The sequence below is a fragment of the Agrobacterium sp. lyk4-40-TYG-31 genome, assembly GCF_030209855.1.
GTDB lineage: Bacteria > Pseudomonadota > Alphaproteobacteria > Rhizobiales > Rhizobiaceae > Agrobacterium > Agrobacterium vaccinii.
This window is the reverse complement of the sequence record NZ_JARVRE010000005.1, coordinates 513,469-535,577: the sequence shown is the minus strand read 5'-3', so window position 1 is coordinate 535,577 and position 22,109 is coordinate 513,469. Positions and strand designations below refer to the sequence as shown.

Annotated in this window: 19 protein-coding genes; 13 read left to right on the top strand and 6 right to left on the bottom strand. The window is 59.4% G+C overall.

Features of this window, described 5'->3' with window-relative positions; genetic code table 11:
• Positions 1–43: 43 nt before the first annotated feature.
• The 4 genes from hisS (at position 44) to QRN55_RS12970 (ending at position 4,100) form a co-directional block, all read left to right on the top strand.
• The gene (gene hisS, locus QRN55_RS12985; protein WP_284776993.1) at positions 44–1,615 is read left to right on the top strand and encodes a histidine--tRNA ligase; all 1,572 of its coding nucleotides are present in this window, start codon (positions 44–46) and stop codon (positions 1,613–1,615) included.
• A gap of 200 nt (positions 1,616–1,815) precedes the next feature.
• Positions 1,816–2,937, top strand: a complete 1,122-nt coding sequence (locus QRN55_RS12980; RefSeq protein WP_284776992.1) for an ATP phosphoribosyltransferase regulatory subunit — start codon at positions 1,816–1,818, stop codon at positions 2,935–2,937.
• Positions 2,934–3,629: an ATP phosphoribosyltransferase gene (gene hisG, locus QRN55_RS12975; RefSeq protein ID WP_284776991.1), complete on the top strand. Its 696-nt coding sequence runs from the start codon at positions 2,934–2,936 to the stop codon at positions 3,627–3,629. The genes QRN55_RS12980 and hisG overlap by 4 nt, the downstream gene beginning before the upstream one ends.
• 57 nt (positions 3,630–3,686) lie before the next feature.
• A complete protein-coding gene (locus tag QRN55_RS12970) occupies positions 3,687–4,100 on the top strand; it encodes a GFA family protein (RefSeq protein WP_284776990.1) in 414 nt (137 codons plus the stop codon).
• Positions 4,101–4,151: 51 nt separating this feature from the next.
• On the opposite strand, the gene QRN55_RS12965 is transcribed toward QRN55_RS12970, so the two are convergent.
• From QRN55_RS12965 to groES, 4 genes are all read right to left on the bottom strand, one after another.
• Entirely contained in the window at positions 4,152–4,598 is a 447-nt protein-coding gene (locus QRN55_RS12965; RefSeq protein ID WP_233135962.1) for a DoxX family protein, read from the bottom strand.
• A 145-nt stretch (positions 4,599–4,743) separates the two neighbouring features.
• Positions 4,744–5,313 (bottom strand): hypothetical protein, encoded by a 570-nt coding sequence (locus QRN55_RS12960; RefSeq protein ID WP_284776989.1) that lies wholly within the window; start codon positions 5,311–5,313, stop codon positions 4,744–4,746.
• A gap of 282 nt (positions 5,314–5,595) precedes the next feature.
• Entirely contained in the window at positions 5,596–7,230 is a 1,635-nt protein-coding gene (gene groL / locus QRN55_RS12955) for a chaperonin GroEL (RefSeq protein ID WP_284776988.1), read from the bottom strand.
• A gap of 64 nt (positions 7,231–7,294) precedes the next feature.
• Entirely contained in the window at positions 7,295–7,591 is a 297-nt protein-coding gene (groES, locus tag QRN55_RS12950) for a co-chaperone GroES (protein ID WP_045229730.1), read from the bottom strand.
• Positions 7,592–7,762: 171 nt separating this feature from the next.
• Between groES and chrA the strand changes: the two genes are divergently transcribed.
• On the top strand, positions 7,763–9,094 hold the full coding sequence (gene chrA / locus QRN55_RS12945) for a chromate efflux transporter (protein WP_284776987.1): 1,332 nt from the start codon (positions 7,763–7,765) through the stop codon (positions 9,092–9,094).
• Positions 9,095–9,125: 31 nt separating this feature from the next.
• Here chrA and QRN55_RS12940 read toward each other — a convergent pair whose 3' ends face one another.
• Positions 9,126–10,247 carry an acyltransferase family protein gene (locus QRN55_RS12940; RefSeq protein WP_284776986.1) on the bottom strand — a complete coding sequence of 374 codons (1,122 nt, stop codon included), beginning with the start codon at positions 10,245–10,247 and terminating at the stop codon, positions 9,126–9,128.
• Positions 10,248–10,458: 211 nt separating this feature from the next.
• On the opposite strand from QRN55_RS12940, the gene QRN55_RS12935 reads away from it, so the two are divergent.
• The 4 genes from QRN55_RS12935 (at position 10,459) to QRN55_RS12920 (ending at position 16,290) form a co-directional block, all read left to right on the top strand.
• Complete coding sequence (locus QRN55_RS12935) at positions 10,459–11,307, top strand: TIGR01459 family HAD-type hydrolase (RefSeq protein ID WP_284776985.1); 849 nt, start codon at positions 10,459–10,461, stop codon at positions 11,305–11,307.
• 14 nt (positions 11,308–11,321) lie between these two features.
• Positions 11,322–12,302 (top strand): bifunctional riboflavin kinase/FAD synthetase, encoded by a 981-nt coding sequence (locus tag QRN55_RS12930; RefSeq protein ID WP_284776984.1) that lies wholly within the window; start codon positions 11,322–11,324, stop codon positions 12,300–12,302.
• Between the two features lie 270 nt (positions 12,303–12,572).
• Complete coding sequence (ileS, locus tag QRN55_RS12925) at positions 12,573–15,536, top strand: isoleucine--tRNA ligase (RefSeq protein ID WP_284776983.1); 2,964 nt, start codon at positions 12,573–12,575, stop codon at positions 15,534–15,536.
• A 127-nt stretch (positions 15,537–15,663) separates the two neighbouring features.
• Complete coding sequence (locus QRN55_RS12920; RefSeq protein ID WP_431355676.1) at positions 15,664–16,290, top strand: hypothetical protein; 627 nt, start codon at positions 15,664–15,666, stop codon at positions 16,288–16,290.
• A 184-nt stretch (positions 16,291–16,474) separates the two neighbouring features.
• On the opposite strand, the gene QRN55_RS12915 is transcribed toward QRN55_RS12920, so the two are convergent.
• Complete coding sequence (locus QRN55_RS12915; RefSeq protein WP_284776982.1) at positions 16,475–16,930, bottom strand: nucleoside deaminase; 456 nt, start codon at positions 16,928–16,930, stop codon at positions 16,475–16,477.
• 72 nt (positions 16,931–17,002) lie between these two features.
• Between QRN55_RS12915 and QRN55_RS12910 the strand changes: the two genes are divergently transcribed.
• The 4 genes from QRN55_RS12910 to QRN55_RS12895 all read left to right on the top strand — a co-directional run bounded on the left by QRN55_RS12910 (position 17,003) and on the right by QRN55_RS12895 (position 22,059).
• A complete protein-coding gene (locus QRN55_RS12910; protein ID WP_284776981.1) occupies positions 17,003–19,060 on the top strand; it encodes a pseudouridine synthase in 2,058 nt (685 codons plus the stop codon).
• Positions 19,041–19,598 (top strand): 16S rRNA (guanine(966)-N(2))-methyltransferase RsmD, encoded by a 558-nt coding sequence (gene rsmD, locus QRN55_RS12905; protein ID WP_111840940.1) that lies wholly within the window; start codon positions 19,041–19,043, stop codon positions 19,596–19,598. Before QRN55_RS12910 ends, rsmD begins: the two co-directional genes overlap by 20 nt.
• 160 nt (positions 19,599–19,758) lie before the next feature.
• Positions 19,759–20,622 (top strand): patatin-like phospholipase family protein, encoded by an 864-nt coding sequence (locus QRN55_RS12900; protein ID WP_284777177.1) that lies wholly within the window; start codon positions 19,759–19,761, stop codon positions 20,620–20,622.
• 90 nt (positions 20,623–20,712) lie between these two features.
• Positions 20,713–22,059 (top strand): TldD/PmbA family protein, encoded by a 1,347-nt coding sequence (locus tag QRN55_RS12895; RefSeq protein ID WP_284776980.1) that lies wholly within the window; start codon positions 20,713–20,715, stop codon positions 22,057–22,059.
• The last annotated feature ends 50 nt before the right edge of the window (positions 22,060–22,109 follow it).

Below are 22,109 nucleotides of genomic sequence, written 5' to 3'. Positions count from 1 at the left end.
CTATGACACCGGCTTGATTTCAAGAGATAATTGGACCGGCCCCATGAGCGAAAAAGCAAAAAAGCCTCAGAAACTGAAAGCCCGCCTGCCGCGCGGCTTCGTGGACCGCTCGAGCGCCGATATCCATGCCACCAACGAGATGATCGAGAAAATCCGTGGCGTTTACGAACTCTACGGTTTCGACCCCATCGAGACGCCGCTGTTCGAATATACCGATGCGCTCGGCAAGTTCCTGCCCGATAGCGACCGCCCCAACGAAGGCGTGTTTTCGCTGACCGACGATGACGACCAGTGGATGAGCCTGCGCTACGACCTCACCGCCCCGCTTGCCCGCCATGTGGCTGAGAATTTCAACGAGATACAGCTACCCTTCCGTACCTACCGCGCCGGTTACGTCTTCCGCAACGAAAAGCCAGGCCCCGGCCGTTTCCGGCAGTTCATGCAGTTCGATGCTGATAGCGTCGGCGCGCCCGGCGTACAGGCCGATGCTGAAATGTGCATGATGATGGCGGATACGTTGGAAGCCTTGGGCATCAAGCGTGGTGACTATGTGATCCGCGTCAACAACCGCAAGGTTCTGGATGGCGTGATGGAAGCCATCGGGCTTGGTGGTGAGGAGAATGCAGGGCGGCGGCTGAACGTGCTGCGCGCCATCGACAAGTTTGATAAGTTCGGAATCGAAGGTGTGAAGCTTCTGCTTGGACCGGGTCGTAAAGACGAGTCGGGTGACTTCACAAAGGGTGTAGGGCTAGAACAAAAGCAAATTGATTCCGTAACAAATTTGTTTTTGAAAACAAACGAAAGCGGATCGATCAGGCAGGCCCAAGCTTCAGAAGAAGTCCGACAGTCGCTGAACTTGCCTTCGCAAGGCGTCCTTGGAGGAAGCAGGCAAAACGAGACATACCAGAGCGGTATGAATGAGCTGAGTGATCTTGAGAAGTTGGTGGGAGCTGCCGGTTACGGGCCGGATCGTATATTTATCGACAGGTCGGTTGTCCGCGGTCTCGAATATTACACCGGGATGGTCTACGAAGCCGAACTCACCTTCGACGTGACCAACGAAAAGGGCGAAAAGGTCGTCTTCGGCTCTGTCGGCGGCGGTGGTCGTTATGATGGTCTGGTGTCGCGCTTCATGGGTCAGCCGGTTCCGGCCACGGGCTTTTCCATCGGCGTTTCCCGCCTGATGACGGCGTTGAAGAACCTTGGCAAGCTGGGTCAGGTCAAGCCGCTTGCACCCGTCCTCGTCACCGTCATGGATGGTGATGTGGAGAGCATGGGACGCTACCAGCGCTTCACGCAGGCACTGCGCAAGGAAGGCATTCGCGCCGAAATGTATCAGGGCAACTGGAAGAAATTCGGCAACCAGCTGAAATATGCCGACCGCATGGGCGCCCCCATCGCCATCATTCAGGGCGGCGACGAGCGTGCCGAGAACGTCGTGCAGATCAAGGACCTCATCGAGGGCAAGCGCCTGTCCGGTGAGATCGAGGACAATGTTGCCTGGCGTGAAGCCCGTGTGGCACAGGAAACCGTATCGGAGGCCGATCTTGTGGCCAAGGTGAAGGAGATTCTGGCGGCGCAGGCGGAAGATCGCCAGCGGGCGCAAGGCAATTAAGCGATGAGCCTAGCCAGCCCCCCTCTGCCCTGCCGGGCATCTCCCCCACAGGTGGGGAGATCGAACCGTAGCGCCGTCTCGGCCATCTTTAACGCTGCGGAAGGGGCAAGGAGCTTACGTCTTGCCGATCTCCCTCCTTGTGGGGGAGATGCCCGGCAGGGCAGAGGGGGGTATCCCGCACTCTACGCAGGAGATCGTCCATGCCTCTGATCGATATGCCAGACTTCTCCGCAGAACTTCTGGATGAATTCGCGTCCCGCAAGACATCGCGCGTCAACACGCCGGTCATTCAACCCGCCGAACCGTTTCTGGATATGGCCGGAGAAGACCTGCGCCGCCGAATTTTTCTGACGGAGAGTGAAACGGGCGAGAGCCTGTGCCTGCGCCCGGAATTCACCATTCCCGTCTGCCTGCGCCACATCGAAACCGCCACCGGCACGCCCAAGCGCTACTCCTATCTCGGCGAAGTGTTTCGCCAGCGCCGGGAAGGTGCAAACGAGTTTTATCAGGCCGGTATCGAAGACTTGGGCGATACCGATGTCGCCAGCGCCGATGCGCGCGCCGTTTCCGATGCCATCGGAATTCTGGCGCGGCTTCTGCCTAGTCGCAAGCTGACGGTCACGCTGGGTGACCAGCAGGTGTTCGAAGCAGTCGTCGCCGCCCTTGGCCTGCCGCAAGGCTGGCAGAAGCGGCTGGTGCAGGCCTTTGGTGATACGAAGCAGTTGGAAGCACTGCTGCAAGGTCTCGTCAGCCCCAAACCCATGACAGGGCTCGACGCGCGCGTCGCCGGTCTGCTGGCAACGGGTGAGGAAAAGGTGCTGGTCGAGTACATCGACAGCGTCATGCAGGACACCGGCTATTCCACCAATGCCAGCCGCGCGCCGCAGGAAATCGCTCGTCGTCTGCGGGAAAAGCTGGCGCTGGCCGCCACGCGCCTGCCGGATGAGAGCTTCGAACTGCTGAAACAGTTTTTGAGCCTGCAAGCCCCGCTGTCCCAGGCATCGCAGACGCTGTCGGAGTTTGCCGATAAGGCAAAGTTGAAACTGGATGGCGCCCTCTCTGCCTTTGACGCGCGCGTCGCAGCACTTGCCAATGGCGGTATCGATCTTGACAGCGTCCACTACCGCGCTGCCTTCGGTCGCCCGCTGGATTACTACACCGGCCTCGTTTTCGAAGTCGGCGTGGAAGGCGAGAGTGCCGTTCTGGCCGGTGGCGGTCGGTTCGACCGGCTGATGACCTTGCTCGGCGCCAAGGACAAAATACCGGCGGTCGGGTTCTCGCTCTGGCTGGATCGTATCGAAGCCGTGAGGGCCAAACCATGACCATCACCATCGCATTGCCCTCCAAGGGCCGCATGAAGGAAGATTCCTCCGCTATTCTGGAGCGCGCAGGCCTCAAGGTTGTCGCCATCGGCAATGACCGCTCCTATCGCGGTCGGGTCGAGGGGCGTGACGATATCGAGATCGCTTACCTCTCGGCCTCCGAAATTGCCCGCGAAATCGGCAATGGCACGGTCGATTTCGGCGTCACCGGCGAAGACCTCGTGCGCGAGGATTTGAGCGATGTCGAAAACCGCGTCGAATTCTGCGCCCGCCTGGGCTTCGGCCATGCCGATGTTGTCGTCGCGGTGCCCGAGATTTGGCTGGATGTGGACAGCATGGCCGATCTCGGTGATGTCGCCTCCGAATTCCGCGCCCGCCATGGCCGCCGCCTTGCCATCGCCACCAAATACTGGCGGCTGACCCAGCAGTTCTTCTCGCGCCAGCACGGCATCCAGCTTTACCGCATCGTGGAAAGCTTAGGCGCCACCGAAGGCGCACCGGCAGCAGGGCAGGCGGATATCATCGTTGATATCACCTCCACCGGCTCGACGCTCAAGGCAAACCATTTGAAAATCCTTACCGACGGCATCATTCTGCGCTCGGAAGCCTGCTTCGTGCGGGCGCGCAAGCCGGAGCACGAGGGCGATGCTGTGGTGGCCGATATTATCGCGCGGGTTCAAGCCGCCCTTTGATCCTTGGTTTGATCAGAGATTGCTTTATGATGACGTTCTTCAATAGGGAGCGTTACCATGCGTATTACCGGCCAGTGCCAGTGCGGGCATGTCCAGTTCGAGGCGGAGACCGATCCGGGCCGGGTGGGCATCTGCCATTGCACGGATTGCCAGCGGCTGACCGGCTCCCCCTTTCGCGTTACTGTGATGGTGGAACGGTCAGCGTTGAAGATCACCAGCCACGAGCCGAAGGTTTATCGCAAGACGGCGGATAATGGCCGTGTGCGCAACCAGTATTTCTGTGGCGAATGCGGTTCACCACTATTCACCAGCGGCGAGGGCGATGACGCAAAGATGTGGGGCGTTCGCTGGGGCAGCATCAATGAGCGTGATGCGCTGGTTCCCAAGGCGCAGATATGGACTCGCTCCGCCGTGGACTGGCTATCGAATATCGATCATCTACCAGCCTATGAGAAAGACTACACAGGATGAAAAAAAGCCGCCGGATTGCTCCGACGGCCTTTTTTATGAATGACGAGCAGCTTATGCGCGGGCGAGGCTGAGGCCACGGCGCGCGTCGAGCGAGTAAGCACCGGCGCCGAAGGTGGCGAGCAGGATGTAAGCGCCAGCCAGCGTGATGTTCTTCATCAGCATAATGCCGTTCAGCGTGTTGATCCAGCCCAGAGCGGCATCAGGCCAGCCCGGAACAGCAACCGTGCCGCTGTGGAAAACGAGACCGGTGAACACGCAGAATACGGCCAGTGCCCAAGCAGCAATCTTGGTCTGGAAGCCGACGAGAATGGCAAGACCTGTGACCAACTCGAATGCGCCAGCGAGATAAGCAAGAGCGGTTGCGGCAGGCAGGCCAGCGCCGGTGATCATGCCAGCCGTACCGGCAGGATCCGTTAGCTTGCCGAAGCCGGAGAAGATAAAGATGAAGGACAGAAGAATACGCGCGACGAGCACGAGTGCGTTCTGAGTGTTGGACATTGGGGCGTCTCCGGTTGACGGGCGGTTTCTCAAGCCCGTTATAAATTCTGGAAACACTTCTGCCGGATTTCAGAGGGCTAAGAAAGATAAACGAATGAAGACATATTGTTCACTATTTGAAGACAGTCGTTGAAAGCCATCTCGCTCAATCAATTAAGCTTAGAAGACCCGTTTCAACAACGTCAAAGGCGGATGGCGCAAGATTTTCCTGCGGCACGAAAACGGATGCGTTCTCATGGCGAATAACAAAGCCCTCGATTCCCTTGAGATAGACGTAATCTTCGCATGGGACGAGAGCGCCGGAGTACAGTTCGACTGATTTGTCGCCTTCGCAGGTTTTGACGATTGGGATGAAGAAAGCCAGCTTGGCGAGAAAGAAACCGGCCAACGCCGATGCGGTCAAAAGAGGTGCCGCGCCCGCAAGCCTAAGGGACAGCAGTGTCGGTGTGAAATAGAGAATGAAGCCTACCGCAAGTATGTAGGAAATGCCGGAAAAGCCGATGGCAATCAGCAAAGGTGAGATGAAGATCGTCAAGCCAAGGCCTATTCCGGCATAGGGCTGTTTTAAAAGCCAGCCGGGAAATTTCAGATACGGGCCCTTCGATGGCGACGGTCGTTCGAGTGGCCTGCCGCAGGACGCTGCGACCGCAAACAAAACCATCGTCTGTTTGCTGAAGAATGCGTCCTTGGTGAGAGCGAATAGAAGCGAAACCATATTATCTGGCACAGGAAGCGGCAATGATAGGATAACGCCCGCGGCATAACCAAAGCTATATAACACGAGGCAAAGGCACAGACACACGAGGCGTAGGACCACTTCTGAACGGCGGAATGGCTCTTGTTCAGCAACGTCTTCGACCTTTGTCATAGTCCCTCCTGGTGCGTCTAAAATGCGCGCCCCGGTGGTGCATCACTACGGATTTAATCGCAATACGTCTACAAGCAAAAAAGCGGCCCGTGAGGACCGCCTTTCCGTATTCCAGAGGGTCAAAACTTCTTAGAAGTCCATACCGCCCATGCCACCGCCTGGCATTGGAGGCATTGCAGATTCCTTCTTAGGAAGTTCTGCAATCATGGCTTCTGTCGTGATCAGCAGGGAAGCAACCGAAGCTGCGTTCTGCAGGGCTGTGCGAACAACCTTGACCGGGTCGACGATACCCATGGCAATCATGTCGCCATACTCAGAGGTCTGGGCGTTGTAGCCCCAGTTCTCTTCGTTCTTTTCGAGGATCTTGCCAACAACGATGGAGGCTTCGTCGCCTGCGTTTTCAGCAATCTGGCGAACCAGCGAGTGAAGAGCACGGCGAACGATGTTGATGCCGGCTTCCTGGTCGTCGTTTGCACCCTTGACGGTGATCTTCGTGGAAGAGCGCAGAAGTGCAGTACCGCCGCCTGGGACGATGCCTTCCTGAACAGCAGCGCGCGTCGCGTTGAGAGCGTCGTCGATGCGGTCCTTGCGTTCCTTCACTTCGATTTCCGTCGAGCCGCCAACGCGGATAACGGCAACGCCACCAGCGAGCTTAGCAAGACGTTCCTGCAGCTTTTCGCGGTCGTAATCGGAAGATGTTTCTTCGATCTGAGCCTTGATCTGGGCAACGCGGCCTTCGATGTCGGTCTTCTGGCCGGAGCCGTCAACGATCGTCGTGTTTTCCTTGGAGATCGAAACCTTCTTCGCCTTGCCGAGCATGTCGAGCGTGACGTTTTCGAGCTTGATGCCGATATCTTCGGAGATAACGGTGCCGCCGGTCAGGATCGCGATGTCTTCGAGCATGGCCTTGCGGCGATCGCCGAAGCCAGGAGCCTTGACAGCAGCAATCTTCAGGCCGCCACGAAGCTTGTTGACGACGAGCGTTGCAAGAGCTTCGCCTTCAACGTCTTCAGCGATGATGACGAGTGGCTTGCCGGTCTGAACGACGGCTTCGAGAACAGGCAGCATGGCCTGAAGGTTCGAAAGCTTCTTCTCGTGGAGAAGAATGTAGGCGTCTTCCAGGTCAGCAACCATCTTTTCAGGGTTGGTGACGAAGTAAGGGCTGAGGTAACCGCGGTCGAACTGCATGCCTTCAACGACTTCGAGTTCGGTTTCTGCGGTCTTGGCTTCTTCGACGGTGATAACGCCTTCGTTGCCAACCTTCTGCATGGCTTCGGCAATGTCCTTGCCGACCTGCGTGTCGCCGTTTGCAGAGATCGTGCCGACCTGTGCAACTTCTTCAGATGTGGAGATTTTCTTGGCCTTGGACTGAAGGTCCTTGACGACTTCGGACACAGCGAGGTCGATACCGCGCTTCAGGTCCATCGGGTTCATGCCGGCAGCAACTGCCTTGTTGCCTTCGCGAACGATGGCCTGTGCAAGAACGGTCGCAGTCGTGGTGCCGTCACCGGCGATGTCGTTGGTCTTCGAAGCAACTTCGCGGACCATCTGTGCGCCCATGTTTTCGAACTTGTCTTCGAGTTCGATTTCCTTGGCGACAGAAACGCCGTCCTTGGTGATGCGCGGTGCGCCGAAGGACTTGTCGATGATGACGTTACGGCCCTTTGGACCGAGCGTAACCTTCACTGCGTCTGCGAGGACGTCGACGCCCTTGAGCATCTTTTCGCGCGCTGTGCGGCCGAATTTAATTTCTTTAGCTGCCATTGTAGAAAACTCCCGGGCTCATGCCCATTGGTTGTCATGTAAGGATGGAGAAAAACCGGCTAGATCAGCCGATAACGCCCATGATGTCGGATTCCTTCATGATCAGAAGGTCTTCGCCGTCGAGCTTGACTTCTGTGCCGGACCACTTGCCGAACAGAACGCGGTCGCCAGCCTTCACGTCCAAAGGAACGAGCTTGCCGCTATCGTCGCGAGCGCCGGTGCCAACAGCGACGATTTCGCCTTCCTGTGGCTTTTCCTTTGCGGTGTCAGGAATGATGATGCCGCCCTTGGTCTTTGCTTCAGACTCAACGCGACGAACAACGACGCGGTCATGCAGCGGGCGGAAAGTTGTGCTTGTCATTGTCTAATCCCTCGATCAAATGACCTGTACGGACCCATATATCAGGTCCGCGTGATGATTGTTAGCACTCCTCATTGGAGAGTGCTAGCGAGGCAGAGATAGGGGTGCCGCTGTGACGAGTCAAGAACGGCCTGTCGGAAATATTTCACATAAAATGGTTATCAGCGGTTCATGACAGATTTTGTAACCCCGCCATCAACTGCCAAACCATCTCTTGCCGAACTCACATCGGTCTTCGCCCGCATCGGTTGCCTCAGCTTTGGCGGACCTGCAGGCCAGATCGGCATGATGCATCGTGTTCTCGTGGATGAGAAACGCTGGGTGTCGGATGCGCGCTTCATGCATGCCCTCAACTATTGCATGTTGCTGCCGGGACCGGAGGCGCAGCAACTGGCCACCTATATCGGCTGGCTCATGCACGGCGTGCGCGGTGGCATCATTGCCGGAACGCTGTTCATCCTGCCGGGCTTCTTCGCCATAGTGGCGCTCGCCGCCGCCTATTGTCTGTATCAGGATACACATTGGCTGCCCGGCCTTTTGTTTGGCCTCAAAGCCTGCGTGCTGGCTATCGTCATCGAAGCCTTGATCCGGGTGGCGAAACGGGCACTGGTCAGCCGCTTTCTGGCGGCCATCGCCGCTGCTGCCTTCATCGCGCTGTTCGTGTTCGGCCTGCCGTTTCCGCTCGTCATTTTTGCCGCCGGTCTGCTCGGTTTTCTGAGAGCGCGACGGGGTAATCAGAGCCAACAGGCAGAGACTGAGGACGACGCGGAGGCCACACCCGTCACGCTGCTGTCGCGGGTGAGGGGTCTCGTGTTGGGGCTGGTGATCTGGCAGATACCGTTGGCCCTGATCTTTCTCTTCTCCGCGCCAGAGACGCTTGCGACCCTGCAAAGCTTTTTCTCGCGCATGGCCGTGGTTACCTTCGGCGGTGCCTATGCGGTGCTGGCCTATGTCGCGCAGGTAGCGGTGGAAACCCATGGGTGGCTCAGCCCCGGCGAAATGCTGGACGGTCTGGCGCTGGCCGAAGCCACGCCCGGTCCTTTGGTGCTGGTACTGCCCTATATCGGCTTTCTGGCCGGTTTCCGTCATGCGGAGTGGCTGGACCCGATGGTCGCAGGTATTCTCGGCGCGACGGTAACCGCGTGGGCGACATTCGTGCCCAGCTTCATCTTCATTTTTCTCGGCGCACCCTATGTCGAAAAGCTGCGCAACAATCGCGCGCTGTCGGCAACCCTTTCAGCCATCACGGCAGCCGTCGTCGGTGTCATCCTCAACCTGTCCATCTGGTTTGGGCTGCACGTGCTGTTTGGCGAGGTCATCCGCCTCTCCATCGTGCCGAGCTTCGGCCCCGGCATGTCCTGGCCGGTCTGGAATACGCTCGATCCCTTCGCGACCGGGCTTCTCGCCTTGTCTCTGCTGATGTTGATGCGCTGGAAAGTCGGCATGGTGCCGGTGCTGGCACTTGGCATCGCAGGCGGCGTTCTTCGCCTCTGGCTGATGTGATGTGCCGCCGCGAGCACGGCGGCACCAACGATTATTTGCCCTCGACAGCAGGCCTCATCGTCGCCTTGCCACCGGCGTTGGATGACGTGCGCTGGCTTTTCGACGTGTAAAAGGGCCGCTCCACATATTTGTGCGCAAGGTAGGAGAAGGGAATGGCGGTGGCGAAGGTCAGCGCTGCCAGCATGGCGAAATAGGTGCCTTGGCTGAACCCCTGATCGTTCAGCACATACATCCAGCCATAGAGCGGGATCATGTGCAGCAGATAGAGCGAATAGGAGACGGTACCGAGGAACATCATGACGGGATGCTCGAGGAACATTGCTACGAAACCCTTCTTGCGGCCCTTGTCGCGCACCATGATGGCGCTGGTGAAGACGAAAATCCATGCGCCGATGGCCAGATCGAAATAGCCGACGATGGCCGCCAGTGGCAGGACCACGGGTGGCGACATGAAGGGCTGTTCGTCCCAGCGCATTTTCCAAAGATAATAGCTGGCAATGCCCGCCGCGAAATAGATTGCGTAATTGGCGAGGATCGCTCCGTTCGGCCAATGGCGGAAATACCAGACGCCCATGACGGAGGCGACAACGAAGCCTGCGCGTACAAGATTGCTGGAATGGTGAAGGCACCAGAAGGCCAGCGGCGCGATGAGATAGAACTGGAACTCGGTGGAAATATTCCACGCCTGACCCAGAAATGCATAGGCCCCCAGCGGCAACCAGCTATCGGGAATGATGCCGTGCAGCATGGTCATATGAGCAAGCGTGTGCATTTCCCAGCTGTCGAAACTGCTGTCGAGAATGGCGATGCGGCCTGCATTGCGCGCACTGTTGAAATCAGCGGTTAGCAGCGCCTGATAGGCGACCCAGGCAAAAGCGATAGACAGAAAAAACGCGAAAATATAAACGGGATAAATGCGTTTGATGCGGCGCGTGATGTAGGTGGAATAGTCTTCTGACAACGAGGACATCATGACGAAAATCACGAAACCGCTCATGATGCAGAAGATTTGCACCCGGATTTTCTCGTTGATCAGGGGTTTCAGCGCACCCATGCTGTCTGGATCGATACCAGCCGCAGGCAGCAGGTGAACCAGAACAACCCATGCGGCCAAAAGACCGCGAAGACCCTCGAGTTGGTCAATTCTCTTCATCGATGGCTCCTCGGTTGAGTAAGCCAGCCCCACTGCTTTAAAACACGTCAGGCGTGTGATCGCAATATGTTGCAGTGCAATAAGGCGAGTTTTCGTTTTTACGCCTTGGGCGCTAAGACACCTTTTTGCTTGTAATCGGCGTGCCGGTTTGCCATGTCACGCCCAAGCATTTTTGGAAAATCTGGCATTTTTGAAAGTCTGGAAGCAGCTCATGGCCCACCGCATTTCCACCCTTGGCGAAATCACGGATCGGTTCGATGTCGTTCTGTCCGATGTCTGGGGCGTGTTGCACAACGGTGTTGTCGCGTTTCCCCACGCCGCCATTGCATTGGAAGCCGCGCGCAAGGCGGGCAAGACGGTCGTCCTCATTACCAATTCTCCGCGCCCGGCACCGGGCGTCATCCCGCAGTTGCGGGCGCTGGGTGTTCCCGATAGCGCCTATGACCGCATCATCACCTCAGGCGATGTGACGCGCGAGTTGATTGTGCAGGGTCCGAAAAAAGTCTTCCTTCTGGGGCCGGAGCGCGACCTGCCGCTGATGGACGGTCTCGATGTCGAGATCGCGCCGGAAGCAGAGGCGACCGCCGTCGTCTGCACCGGCTTCTTCGATGACGAGACGGAAACGCCGGAAGATTATACGGATATGCTCAAAGGCTTCGTTGCCCGCGGTGTGCCGATGATCTGCGCCAACCCCGATCTCGTGGTAGAGCGCGGCGAACGCATCATTCCCTGTGCCGGAGCCGTCGCCGCTTACTACGAGCAATTGGGTGGTGAGGTTCGCATAGCGGGCAAGCCGCATTCGCCGATCTACGAGGCCTGCATGGCAGCGGCCAAAGAGGTGCGCGGCGATTTTGCGAAAGACCGGGTGCTGGCCATCGGCGATGGTATGCCGACGGATGTAAAGGGTGCCATCAATGCAGGCCTCCAGCTTCTCTATATCAGCGGCGGCATTCATGCGGCGGAATATACGCTGAACGGTGAGACGGACGAGGCGCTGCTGAATGCCTATCTCAAAAGTCAGAACGCCGCTCCCGGCTGGTGGATGCCACGTCTGGCTTAAAGCAGGGTTTGCCCATGACCGTTTTTCATCGCAATGAGCAGAAAGAGCCGCTGCCCGACAATCTCAAGGGCGGCGTTGTCGCCATCGGCAATTTCGATGGCGTGCATCGCGGCCACCGCGCCGTGCTGGATCGCGCGCTGGAACTGGCGCAGGCGCGCAACATTCCGGTTCTCGCACTGACATTCGAGCCGCACCCCAGAACGGTGTTTCGCCCGGAGGCGCCGGTGTTTCGCCTGACGCCCGCACCCATCAAGGCGCGGTTGCTGGAGGCGGAAGGGTTTCAATCCGTCATCGAATATCCTTTCGACCGTGATTTCTCGCAGCGCTCTGCCGAGGATTTCGTGACATCGGTTCTGGTCGACTGGCTGGGCGCAAGTGCTGTCGTCACCGGCTTCGATTTCCATTTCGGCAAGGGTCGTGAAGGCGGCCCGGCGTTTCTGATGGAGGCCGGTCGCCGCAACGGTTTCGATGTCACGCTGGTGGATGCCTTCCGCGATGAGGGGGCCGAGGTCGTGTCATCGAGCCGTATCAGGGAACTGTTGTCGCAGGGCGATGTCGCCGGTGCCGCTGGCCTGCTGGGCTACCGCTATACGGTAGAGGCCGAGGTGATCAGCGGGCAGAAGCTGGGTCGCACGCTGGGTTATCCCACCGCCAACATGGCATTGCCGCCGGAAACGGAGCTGAAGCCCGGTATTTACGCGGTTCGTTTCCGCCGGGCGGATGGGAGCCTGTATGATGGCGTCGCCAGCTTCGGCTACCGCCCTACGGTCACGGACAATGGCGCTGCCCTTCTCGAAACCTTCCTGTTCGATTTTTCCGGCGATCTTTATGGCGAGATTTGCTCGGTTTCCTTCTTCGGCCATCTGCGCGACGAGCTGAAATTCGACGGCCTCGAGCCGCTCGTCGCCCAGATCAAACGGGATGAGGAGGAGGCGAGGGTGTTGCTGTCGGGTGTCACTCCGCTGGGCGAACTGGATGCGCGCATTGCTTTTTGATGGTTGTTGTCGGATTTGTCGAAAGACACGCGCACTCAAGCCGACAAGCCTCTTCCTTTTTGCCGGAAAAACGCATAAACAACCGCCATGTACCAATTTCGGTTGACGTTCATTTCCCGAATTATCGGCCCGGCCTTTCGCGCGCAGTAAGCAGCCGAAAGGTCCGGGATTTCGGCGCTTGCCTTGAGCGCCTTCCGCTTCTGCCCTCTTGCACTCAAGACGGCGCGGCCTCTCAGCGTGAATGAGGGGGCGCCGCATAACGGTATGATCATGAACGACACCGCACAGACGATCGACTACTCCACCACGCTGTACCTGCCGCAGACGGATTTTCCGATGCGCGCCGGTCTGCCGCAAAAAGAGCCCGAGACGGTTGCCCGCTGGCAGCAGATGGGCCTTTACAAGAAGCTGCGCGCCTCCGCCGCTGGCCGCGAAAAATTCGTGCTGCATGATGGCCCTCCCTATGCCAACGGCAACATCCACATCGGCCACGCGCTGAACAAAATCCTCAAAGACGTCATCACCCGCTCATTCCAGATGCGCGGGTTTGACTCCAATTACGTCCCCGGCTGGGACTGCCACGGCCTTCCCATCGAGTGGAAGATCGAGGAAGCCTACCGCGCCAAGGGCAAGAACAAGGACGAGGTTCCGATCAACGAATTCCGTCAGGAATGCCGTGAGTTCGCCGCTGGCTGGATCGCGAAGCAGTCTGAGGAATTCAAACGTCTCGGCATCGAGGGCGATTTCGAAAACCCCTACACGACCATGAATTTCCACGCGGAAGCGCGCATCGCTGGCGAGCTGTTGAAGATCGCCAAGAGCGGCCAGCTTTATCGCGGTTCGAAGCCGGTCATGTGGTCGGTTGTCGAGCGCACGGCTCTGGCGGAAGCCGAGGTCGAGTATGCGGATGTCGAGAGCGACATGATCTGGGTCAAGTTCCCGATTGTAAATCCTGATATGGCCGTTTCAGAGATCAAGCAAAATGCACCTGTCGAAAAGGTAGATGCACCATTTGTGGATTTGGATTTGTATGACGCTTCGGTCGTAATCTGGACAACCACTCCTTGGACCATCCCCGGAAACCGAGCCATCTCCTTCTCCTCGCGCTTCCCTTATGGCCTGTTCGAAGTTGAAACGGCAGAGAACGACTTCGGCCCGCAGCCCGGTGAAAAGCTCATCTTCGCAACGAAGCTGGCTGACGAAGCCGCGAAGAAAGCAAAGCTGACATTCAAGCTGGTTCGGCCTGTCACGGCAGAAGAACTCGGCGCGATCACCTGCGCTCATCCGTTGGTCGATCTCGGTTATGACTTCGATGTCCCGCTCTTCGATGGCGATCACGTCACCGATGACGCCGGTACCGGTTTCGTGCACACCGCACCAAGCCACGGTCGCGAAGACTTTGACGCGTGGACGTCCAAGGCTCGTGAAATCGAGGCGCGGGGCATCTCGTCCAAAATCCCGTTCCCGGTTGGCGACGACGGGTTCTACACCGAAGACGCGCCAGGTTTCGGCCCATCCGCCGAGGGTGGCGCTGCACGCGTCATGGACGATAACGGCAAGAAGGGTGATGCAAACGAGCGTGTCATCAAGGCGCTGATCGGCGCCAACAACCTGTTTGCCCGTGGCCGTCTGAAGCACAGCTATCCGCATAGCTGGCGCTCCAAGAAGCCGGTCATCTTCCGCAACACGCCGCAATGGTTTGTCTATATGGATAAGGAACTGGGCGATGGCACCACCCTGCGCTCGCGTTCGCTGTCGGCCATCGATGACACCCGTTTCGTACCCGCCGCTGGCCAGAACCGCCTGCGCGCCATGATCGAGAACCGCCCGGACTGGGTTCTCTCGCGTCAGCGCGCATGGGGCGTGCCAATCGCCGTGTTCGCCGACGAGCATGGCGAAGTGCTGCTGGATGACGCCGTCAATGCCCGCATTCTGGAAGCCTTCGAGGCCGAAGGTGCCGATGCGTGGTTTGCCGATGGCGCACGCGAGCGCTTCCTTGGCAACCGTGCCGGTGAACCATGGGTGCAGGTGCGCGATATCCTCGACGTCTGGTTCGACTCGGGCTGCACGCACACCTTCACGCTGGAAGACCGCCCCGATATGAAGTGGCCTGCGGATGTCTATCTCGAAGGCTCAGACCAGCATCGCGGCTGGTTCCACTCGTCGCTGCTGGAAAGCTGCGCGACGCGTGGTCGTGCGCCTTACAACGCCGTCGTCACCCACGGTTTCACCATGGACGAGCAGGGCCGCAAGCAGTCCAAGTCGCTTGGCAACGTGGTCGCTCCACAGGATGTGATGAAAGAGTCCGGCGCGGATATTCTGCGCCTGTGGGTCATGACCACGGATTACTGGGAAGACCAGCGTCTGGGCAAGGCCATCATCCAGACCAATATCGATGCCTATCGCAAGCTGCGCAACACCATCCGCTGGATGCTAGGCACGCTGGCGCATGACAAGGGCGAAGAGATCGCCTATGCCGATCTGCCGGAGCTTGAAAAGCTGGTACTGCACCGCCTGTCCGAGCTGGACCAGGTCGTGCGCGACGGTTACGACGCCTTCGACTTCAAGAAGATCACCCGCGCGCTGATCGATTTCGCCAATGTCGAACTGTCGGCCTTCTACTTCGATATCCGCAAGGATGCGCTTTATTGCGACGCGCCGTCGTCGCTGAAGCGCCGTGCCTCGCTATCGGTCATCGCAAAGCTGTTCGATTGCCTCGTTACATGGCTCGCCCCCATGCTGCCGTTTACGACGGAAGAGGCGTGGCTTTCGCGTTACCCTGATGCGGAATCAGTTCATCTCGTTCAGTTCCCGGAGGTTCCCGCGGAATGGAAGAACGAGGCACTGGAAGCCAAGTGGGACAAGATCCGCAAGGTTCGCACGGTGGTAACCGGCGCGCTGGAAGTCGAACGCCGCGAAAAGCGCATCGGTTCGTCGCTGGAAGCGGCTCCTGTCGTGCACATTGCCGATGCCGAGTTGATGGCAGCACTGGATGGTCAGGATTTTGCGGAAATCTGCATCACCTCGGCCATCTCCGTTGTGTCGGGTGAAGGCCCGGCAGATGGCTTCCGTCTGAACGAAGTGCAGAAGGTTTCCGTTGAGCAGAAGCTTGCTGAAGGCCGCAAATGCGCCCGTTCCTGGCGCATCACCACCGATGTCGGCTCCGACGCGGCGTTTCCTGACGTTTCGGCGCGCGACGCCGCTGCGCTTCGCGAATTGGGTGTGGCGCTCTAAGAAAAGTACCGGGTGAATTGCACTTTGGCCGTTCATCCGGTAAACCTGCCTGAAATTGGCCGGAATTTTAGCATCAATGCGGGCTGCCGGTCGTCGGGACGGCTAGGGCGGAAGGGTTTCAATGAGCATGACGCAGAGTTTTCGCATGTACAGCACCATTGCGGGCGCAATATCTGTCAGCCTGGCACTGAGCGCGTGCACCAGCCCAACCTATGGCACGGGCAAGACTGCTGCTGAGCAATTGGTAGACGACCTCGGCAACGCGACGTCCATTACCGGCGATCAGTCCAAGCGTAGTGTGAAATACAATCCCCGTCCGGGCCTTGTCGTGCCTGCACAGGCGCGTGGCGAACAGCTGACGCAGCCGCAGCAGAGCCTTGCCAACCGCGAGACGAACCCGCAATGGCCCGAGACACCGGAAGAGGCGCGTGAACGCCTGCGCAAGGAAGCCGACGAAAACCGCGACAACCCGAATTACCGTTCACCATTGCTGGCCGGTAACGGCACCAACGGTCAGATGACCGAAACCCAGAAATGGGAAGCCTTCCGCAAGGCCAAGGCTGACGCGAAGGGCGGCTCGGTCGTCAACACCAACCAGCGCAAGTTCCTCACCGACCCACCGGTCGAATACCGCAACGTGCCGCAGGATCAGCTGGCTGATCTCGGCACGCCGGAAGCGAAAAAAGAAAAAGAACGCAAGAAGAATGCGGCCATGGCCAACACCGGCAAGAGCTGGTGGAACCCGTTCCAGTAAGGGTTGGGGCTGACGGCAGCGATTATTTATCGCTGAACGCTATTGGCTTCGTAGGAGCGCAAGCCCCGACCTCCGTCATATCAGGGCTTGACCCGAGGATCTGACGAACCCCAACATCCAACGCGGGCAGACCCTCGGGACAAGCCCGAGGGTGACGTCGCATCTGTGGTCAACGACCACAGCGTCACTCCCCACGCTTCCCCTGAAAAAACTCCCGTAGAATCTCCGCACTCTCCGTCTCGCCAAGGCCGGAATAGACCTCCGGCGCATGGTGACAGGTGGGCTGGTTGAAGAACCGCACCCCGCTCTCGACAGCCCCGCCTTTTACGTCGTTCGCGCCATAATACAGGCGGCGGATGCGGGCAAAGGAAATGGCAGCGGCGCACATGGTGCAGGGCTCCAGCGTCACGTAAAGGTCCGCCCCCGCCAGCCGTTCCTGCCCCAGTTCTTCACAGGCCATGCGGATGACGGCGATTTCGGCGTGGGCGGTCACATCGTTCAATTCGCGGGTGCGGTTGCCTGAACTGGCGATGATGCGACCATCCAGCGCCAGCACGGCACCGATAGGGACTTCATCGCGCTGGGCAGCAGCACGCGCCTGCGAGAGGGCAAAGTCCATGAAATGCGTCGTTTCCGCCATCGTTCTTGCAATTTCCTCTTAACCAGTGCCGCACGAACTGATAGGACACGGCAAACAACAGGCAAACAACAAATGACATTCAAAGACAAGCCGCCGCGCGGCGGGGCCAAGACATTCGACCGGGACCGGAAGCCGAATTCCACTGGCAAGCCCGATGCGGCGCGTGAGAAAAAGCCTTTCGTCGCGAAGACGGAGACCGTCGTTTCGGAGACCGCGCCGACGAAACCAGAGCGCATCTCCAAGATCATGGCGCGCGCAGGCGTGGCCTCGCGCCGCGATGTCGAGCGCATGATCATGGAAGGTCGCGTTTCGCTGAACGGCGTCAAGCTGGAAAGCCCTGCGGTCAACGCCACCCTGGATGACAAGATAGAGGTCGATGGCGAACCGATCCGTGGTGCCGAACGCACGCGGCTTTGGCTCTATCACAAGCCATCCGGCCTGGTGACGACGAATTCCGATCCCGAGGGTCGCCCGACCGTTTTCGACAATCTGCCGAAGGAGCTTCCCCGCGTTCTGTCCATCGGACGTCTGGACATCAACACCGAAGGCCTGTTGCTGCTAACCAATGACGGCGGCCTGTCGCGCGTTCTGGAACTGCCGACAACCGGCTGGCTGCGCCGTTACCGCGTGCGCGCCTATGGTGAGGTCGATCAGGCTGCTCTCGACAAGCTCAAGGACGGCATTGCCGTCGATGGCGTGCTCTACGGTGCCATCGAGGCAACGCTCGACCGCACCCAGGGCCATAATGTCTGGATCACCATGGGCATTCGCGAGGGCAAGAACCGCGAAATCAAGAATGTGCTGGGCGCCATCGGCCTTGAGGTCAACCGCCTTATCCGCATTTCCTATGGTCCGTTCCAGCTAGGTGACCTGCCGGAAAGCCAGGTCGTGGAAGTGCGCGGTCGCATGCTGCGCGATCAGCTCGGCCCACGCCTCATCGAGGCCGCCGGTGCGAACTTCGATGCGCCGATCTACGATGCCGTCACCAATGATGACGAAGCGCCTGCCCAGCGTCCCGTGAAGTCCGAATGGACGAAGCGCGGCGATGCGGAGCAGAACCCGCGCGGCGGCAATTTCGCTGAAAAACGTGACAATCCCCGCGACCGCACGCAGGGCAAGCCAGACGCAAAACGTCCCGGCAAACCCTTCGCCAAGGGTCGTGAAGAAGAGCGCGACGACGACCGCCCCAAGCGTCCGCAGATGGGCAGCAACCGCACCGCCAATGTGTGGATGGCGCCGGGTGCACGGCCAACGCGCGATGGCAAGGAGCGCAAGTCCGTGCGCGCCGAAGCCGAAAGCGTCTTCAAGCCATCGGCAGAAGCCGATGCCCGTCGCGCCATCGTCAGACACAGGGATGTGGACGGCGAATGGATCCGCGCCGATAAGCCTGCGCAGGACGAAAGCCGTGGACGCGGCAGAGGCGAGCGGGGAGACAAATCCTTCGGCGATCGTCCCGCCCGCGGTGGTGATCGCGGTGACCGGCCATCCGGCGACCGCAAACCGCGTGTCGTGGGTGAACGTTCCGACCGCCCGCGCGGCGAACGCTCCTTCGGTGACCGTCCGGCCCGCAGTGACAGACCGTCTGGAGACCGCCCCAACCGTTCCGAGCGCCCGTTCAGCGACCGCCCGGCCCGTGGTGGCGAACGAAGCGACCGCCCATATGGCGACCGCAAGCCGCGTGATGCTGGCGAACGTTCCTTCGGGGATCGCCCAGACCGTGGTGATCGCCCAGCGCGTGCAGAGAGATCATTCGGTGATCGTCCGGCCCGCAGCGGTGAGCGCAGCGAGCGGCCTTACGGCGATCGCAAGCCACGCGAGGAGGGTGACCGTCCCCGTGGCGACCGCCCGTTCGGCGATAAGCCGCGCGGTGCAAGACCTTTTGGCGACAAGCCGCGTGAAGGCAGGCCTTCCGGTGGCAAGCCGGGTGGCTTCGGCGGCAAGCCTGCATTTGGAAAGCCGCGCGGCGAGCGTTCCGAAGGCGGCTTTTCCGGCAAGGGCCCCGGCAATAAGGGACCTGGTGGCAAAGGTCCGGGCGGAAACGGCCCAAGCAATGGTCCCGGTGGCAAAGGCCCCGGTGGCAAACCTTCTGGCGCTAGGGGAATGACGCGTAATGCGGATCGTAGGCGGTGAGTTTCGCGGCCGTTCCTTGGCCGCTCCGAAATCGAATGCAATCAGACCGACAATCGACCGTACGCGGGAAAGCCTCTTCAACATCCTGAGCCATGCCTATCCCGAGAGTCTGGATGGCACGCGCATTCTCGATGTTTTCGCGGGCACCGGCGCGGTGGGTCTGGAAGCCCTGTCGCGCGGTTGCCGCGTGGCGCTGTTCGTTGAAAATGGCGTAGAAGGCCGGGGTCTCCTGTGGGAGAATATCGATGCTCTGGGCCTGCATGGCCGCGCGCGCATTTTGCGCCGCGATGCCACCAAGCTTGGCAGCGTCAACAATATCGAACCCTTCAATGTGCTGTTTGCCGACCCTCCCTATGGCTTCGGTCACGGTGAGAAGGCGCTTCTGGCGGCGCATCTGGGCGGCTGGCTGGCGCCGGGTGCACTCGTCATTCTTGAAGAGCGTGCCGATGTGCTGGTGACGGTCGATCCGGCTTTCACGCATCTGGAAAGCCGCACCTTTGGCGATTCCCGCATGCACTTTTATCGCTACAGCGCTTAACGCGCGTCTTCGTTTACGGCGCGCATGCCTGTGCTGCGCGCCGTCACTCTCCTGTCGTCTTTGTGTCATAGAGCGGGGCATCTGATGACATGAAGGAGAGGCCCCTCTCTTGGCTGCTAAGAAAAAGAAACTTTCCGAAAAGAAGCGCAAACGCGATGCGTTGGTCAAAGAGGTCCGCGACCCGACATTCGCGCTCGCATTGGGCGGCGGCGGTGCACGCGGCATCTGCCATATCAACATCGTGGAAGCACTGGACGAGTTGGGCATTCGCCCCACCGCCATCGCCGGGTCCTCCATCGGCTCCATCATCGGCGCGGGCATGGCAGCCGGCATGCGCGGGCGCGATATCCGCGATTACATGCTGGAGCTGATGGGCAAAAAGGGCAGCGTCGCCAACCGGCTCTGGAGCCTCGGGCCCGCTGCTATGCGCCACACGGCCTTCGGGTTTCGTCTGGGCCAGTTCAATCTCGAACTCATCCTCGACGCTCTCCTGCCCGCAGCACTGCCAAAGAATTTCGAAGAGCTGTCCATTCCGCTCAAGGTGACCGCGACGGATTATTACGACCAGTCCGAAGTCGTCGTAGAAACGGGCGATCTGCGCCAAGCGCTTGCGGCATCGTCTGCCATTCCGGCTCTCTTCATGCCCATCCGCATGAATGGCCGGATCATGATCGATGGCGGCATTTTCAACCCGGTTCCCTATGATCATCTGCTGGATAAGGCGGATATCGTCATCGGTGTTGATGTCGTCGGCGGGCCGGAAGGCGATGGCACGACGATGCCCAGCCGCTTCGAAAGCCTGTTCGGTGCCAGCCAGTTGATGATGCAATCGGTCATTTCGCTGAAGCTGCGTATGCACCCGCCCCATATTTTCCTGCGGCCACCGGTCAATCGCTTCCGGGTGCTGGATTTCAGAAAGGCGCATGAAGTGCTGGCCGAATCCGAGGTCAGCAAGGACGATCTCAAGCGGCAGATCGAGATGCAGGTGGAGCTTTATCACAGGGGTCATGGGGTAGAGGCGTAGGTAAACGCCTCAAATCCAGGTGAAATGCCGCTTTGGCCTTGATGCGGCAGGTGCGCCGCAATAAATGAAGGTCAACGAAAGGCTTAGCCCATGTCCTCAGAAATCGATTCCTCCAATCTTCTCGACCGTGCAAGCGAACTGGTAGACCTCGCGCGTCGTGCGGGTGCAGATGAGGCGGATGCCGTGATCGTGCGGTCACGCTCGCAATCCGTCGGCGTGCGCCTGGGCAAGGTCGAGAGCACGGAATCGTCTGAGAGCGACGACTTTTCCCTGCGCGTTTTTGTCGGCAAGCGGGTTGCCAGTGTTTCGGCCAATCCCGGTTTCGACTTGAAGACGCTGGCCGAACGCGCCGTGGCGATGGCGAAAGTGTCGCCGGAAGACCCCTTCGCTTGCCTTGCGGACAAGGAGCGTCTCGCCAATTCCTATGACGACCTGCAACTGTTCGACCCAACGGAGGTCTCCACGGATCAATTGCGCGAGGCGGCACTGGCTGCGGAAGAAGCGGCGCTTGCGGTTGCCGGTGTCAGCAATTCGTCGGGTGCGGGCGCGTCCAGCGGCATGGGCGGTCTTGTGCTTGTCACGTCGCACGGATTTTCGGGCAGCTATATGGGCAGCCGTTTCAGCCGTTCGGTCAGCGTCATCGCGGGCGAGGGCACGAAGATGGAGCGCGATTACGATTTCGACAGCCGTCTCTACTTCGCCGATCTGGATACGCCCGACGATATCGGGCGCCGCGCAGGCGAGAAGGCGGTCAAGCGTATCAATCCGCGTCAGGTCGATACCGGCAGCAATATCACCGTCGTGTTCGATCCGCGCATCGCACGCGGCTTCGTCGGCAGCATTGCCGGTGCCATCAACGGCGCATCGGTTGCCCGCAAGACCAGCTTCCTGCGTGACAAGATGGGCCAGCAGGTGCTGAAAAAAGGCCTCGTCATCACCGACGATCCACAGATCGTGCGCGGCCCGTCGTCGCGTCCCTTCGATGGTGAGGGTGTGCGGGGCGAAAAGCTCGTGATGATCGAAGACGGCGTGCTGAAACACTGGTTTCTGTCCACATCCACCGCCCACGAAATCGGGCTGGAAACCAATGGCCGTGGCGTTCGTGGCGGTAATCTAGTCTCTCCGGCCTCCACCAATCTGGCGCTGGAGCCGGGCGATATCTCGCCAAAGGATTTGATCGCGCAGGTCGGCACAGGCTTTTACGTAACGGAACTGATCGGCCATGGTGCCAATCTGCTGACCGGCGAATATAGCTGTGGCGCAAGCGGGTTCTGGATCGAAAATGGCGAAAAGGCGTTCCCGGTGTCGGAGGTCACGATTGCCTCCAACCTCAAGGACATGTTCATGCGGGTCACTCCCGCCAACGACATAGACCGCAAGTATGGTGTAGCCGCACCGACGCTTGCCATCGAAGGCATGACGATAGCGGGACGCTGATAGCGGCATTCGACGGTTGATTTGACCGCCATGCCATGCGCATGTTCTGG

What these genes read in the sequence shown, in the direction of transcription:
- chrA (WP_284776987.1), top strand. Translation starts at nt 7,763, where the DNA reads ATGACAGATTTTGTAACCCCGCCATCAACTGCCAAACCATCTCTTGCC.
- QRN55_RS12970 (WP_284776990.1), top strand. Translation starts at nt 3,687, where the DNA reads ATGCGTATTACCGGCCAGTGCCAGTGCGGGCATGTCCAGTTCGAGGCG.
- QRN55_RS12910 (WP_284776981.1), top strand. Translation starts at nt 17,003, where the DNA reads ATGACATTCAAAGACAAGCCGCCGCGCGGCGGGGCCAAGACATTCGAC.
- QRN55_RS12895 (WP_284776980.1), top strand. Translation starts at nt 20,713, where the DNA reads ATGTCCTCAGAAATCGATTCCTCCAATCTTCTCGACCGTGCAAGCGAA.
- QRN55_RS12940 (WP_284776986.1), bottom strand. Translation starts at nt 10,247, where the DNA reads ATGAAGAGAATTGACCAACTCGAGGGTCTTCGCGGTCTTTTGGCCGCA.
- groL (WP_284776988.1), bottom strand. Translation starts at nt 7,230, where the DNA reads ATGGCAGCTAAAGAAATTAAATTCGGCCGCACAGCGCGCGAAAAGATG.
- groES (WP_045229730.1), bottom strand. Translation starts at nt 7,591, where the DNA reads ATGACAAGCACAACTTTCCGCCCGCTGCATGACCGCGTCGTTGTTCGT.
- QRN55_RS12915 (WP_284776982.1), bottom strand. Translation starts at nt 16,930, where the DNA reads ATGGCGGAAACGACGCATTTCATGGACTTTGCCCTCTCGCAGGCGCGT.
- QRN55_RS12935 (WP_284776985.1), top strand. Translation starts at nt 10,459, where the DNA reads ATGGCCCACCGCATTTCCACCCTTGGCGAAATCACGGATCGGTTCGAT.
- QRN55_RS12980 (WP_284776992.1), top strand. Translation starts at nt 1,816, where the DNA reads ATGCCTCTGATCGATATGCCAGACTTCTCCGCAGAACTTCTGGATGAA.
- QRN55_RS12965 (WP_233135962.1), bottom strand. Translation starts at nt 4,598, where the DNA reads ATGTCCAACACTCAGAACGCACTCGTGCTCGTCGCGCGTATTCTTCTG.
- hisG (WP_284776991.1), top strand. Translation starts at nt 2,934, where the DNA reads ATGACCATCACCATCGCATTGCCCTCCAAGGGCCGCATGAAGGAAGAT.
- rsmD (WP_111840940.1), top strand. Translation starts at nt 19,041, where the DNA reads ATGCGGATCGTAGGCGGTGAGTTTCGCGGCCGTTCCTTGGCCGCTCCG.
- hisS (WP_284776993.1), top strand. Translation starts at nt 44, where the DNA reads ATGAGCGAAAAAGCAAAAAAGCCTCAGAAACTGAAAGCCCGCCTGCCG.
- QRN55_RS12920 (WP_431355676.1), top strand. Translation starts at nt 15,664, where the DNA reads ATGACGCAGAGTTTTCGCATGTACAGCACCATTGCGGGCGCAATATCT.
- ileS (WP_284776983.1), top strand. Translation starts at nt 12,573, where the DNA reads ATGAACGACACCGCACAGACGATCGACTACTCCACCACGCTGTACCTG.
- QRN55_RS12960 (WP_284776989.1), bottom strand. Translation starts at nt 5,313, where the DNA reads ATGGTTTCGCTTCTATTCGCTCTCACCAAGGACGCATTCTTCAGCAAA.
- QRN55_RS12930 (WP_284776984.1), top strand. Translation starts at nt 11,322, where the DNA reads ATGACCGTTTTTCATCGCAATGAGCAGAAAGAGCCGCTGCCCGACAAT.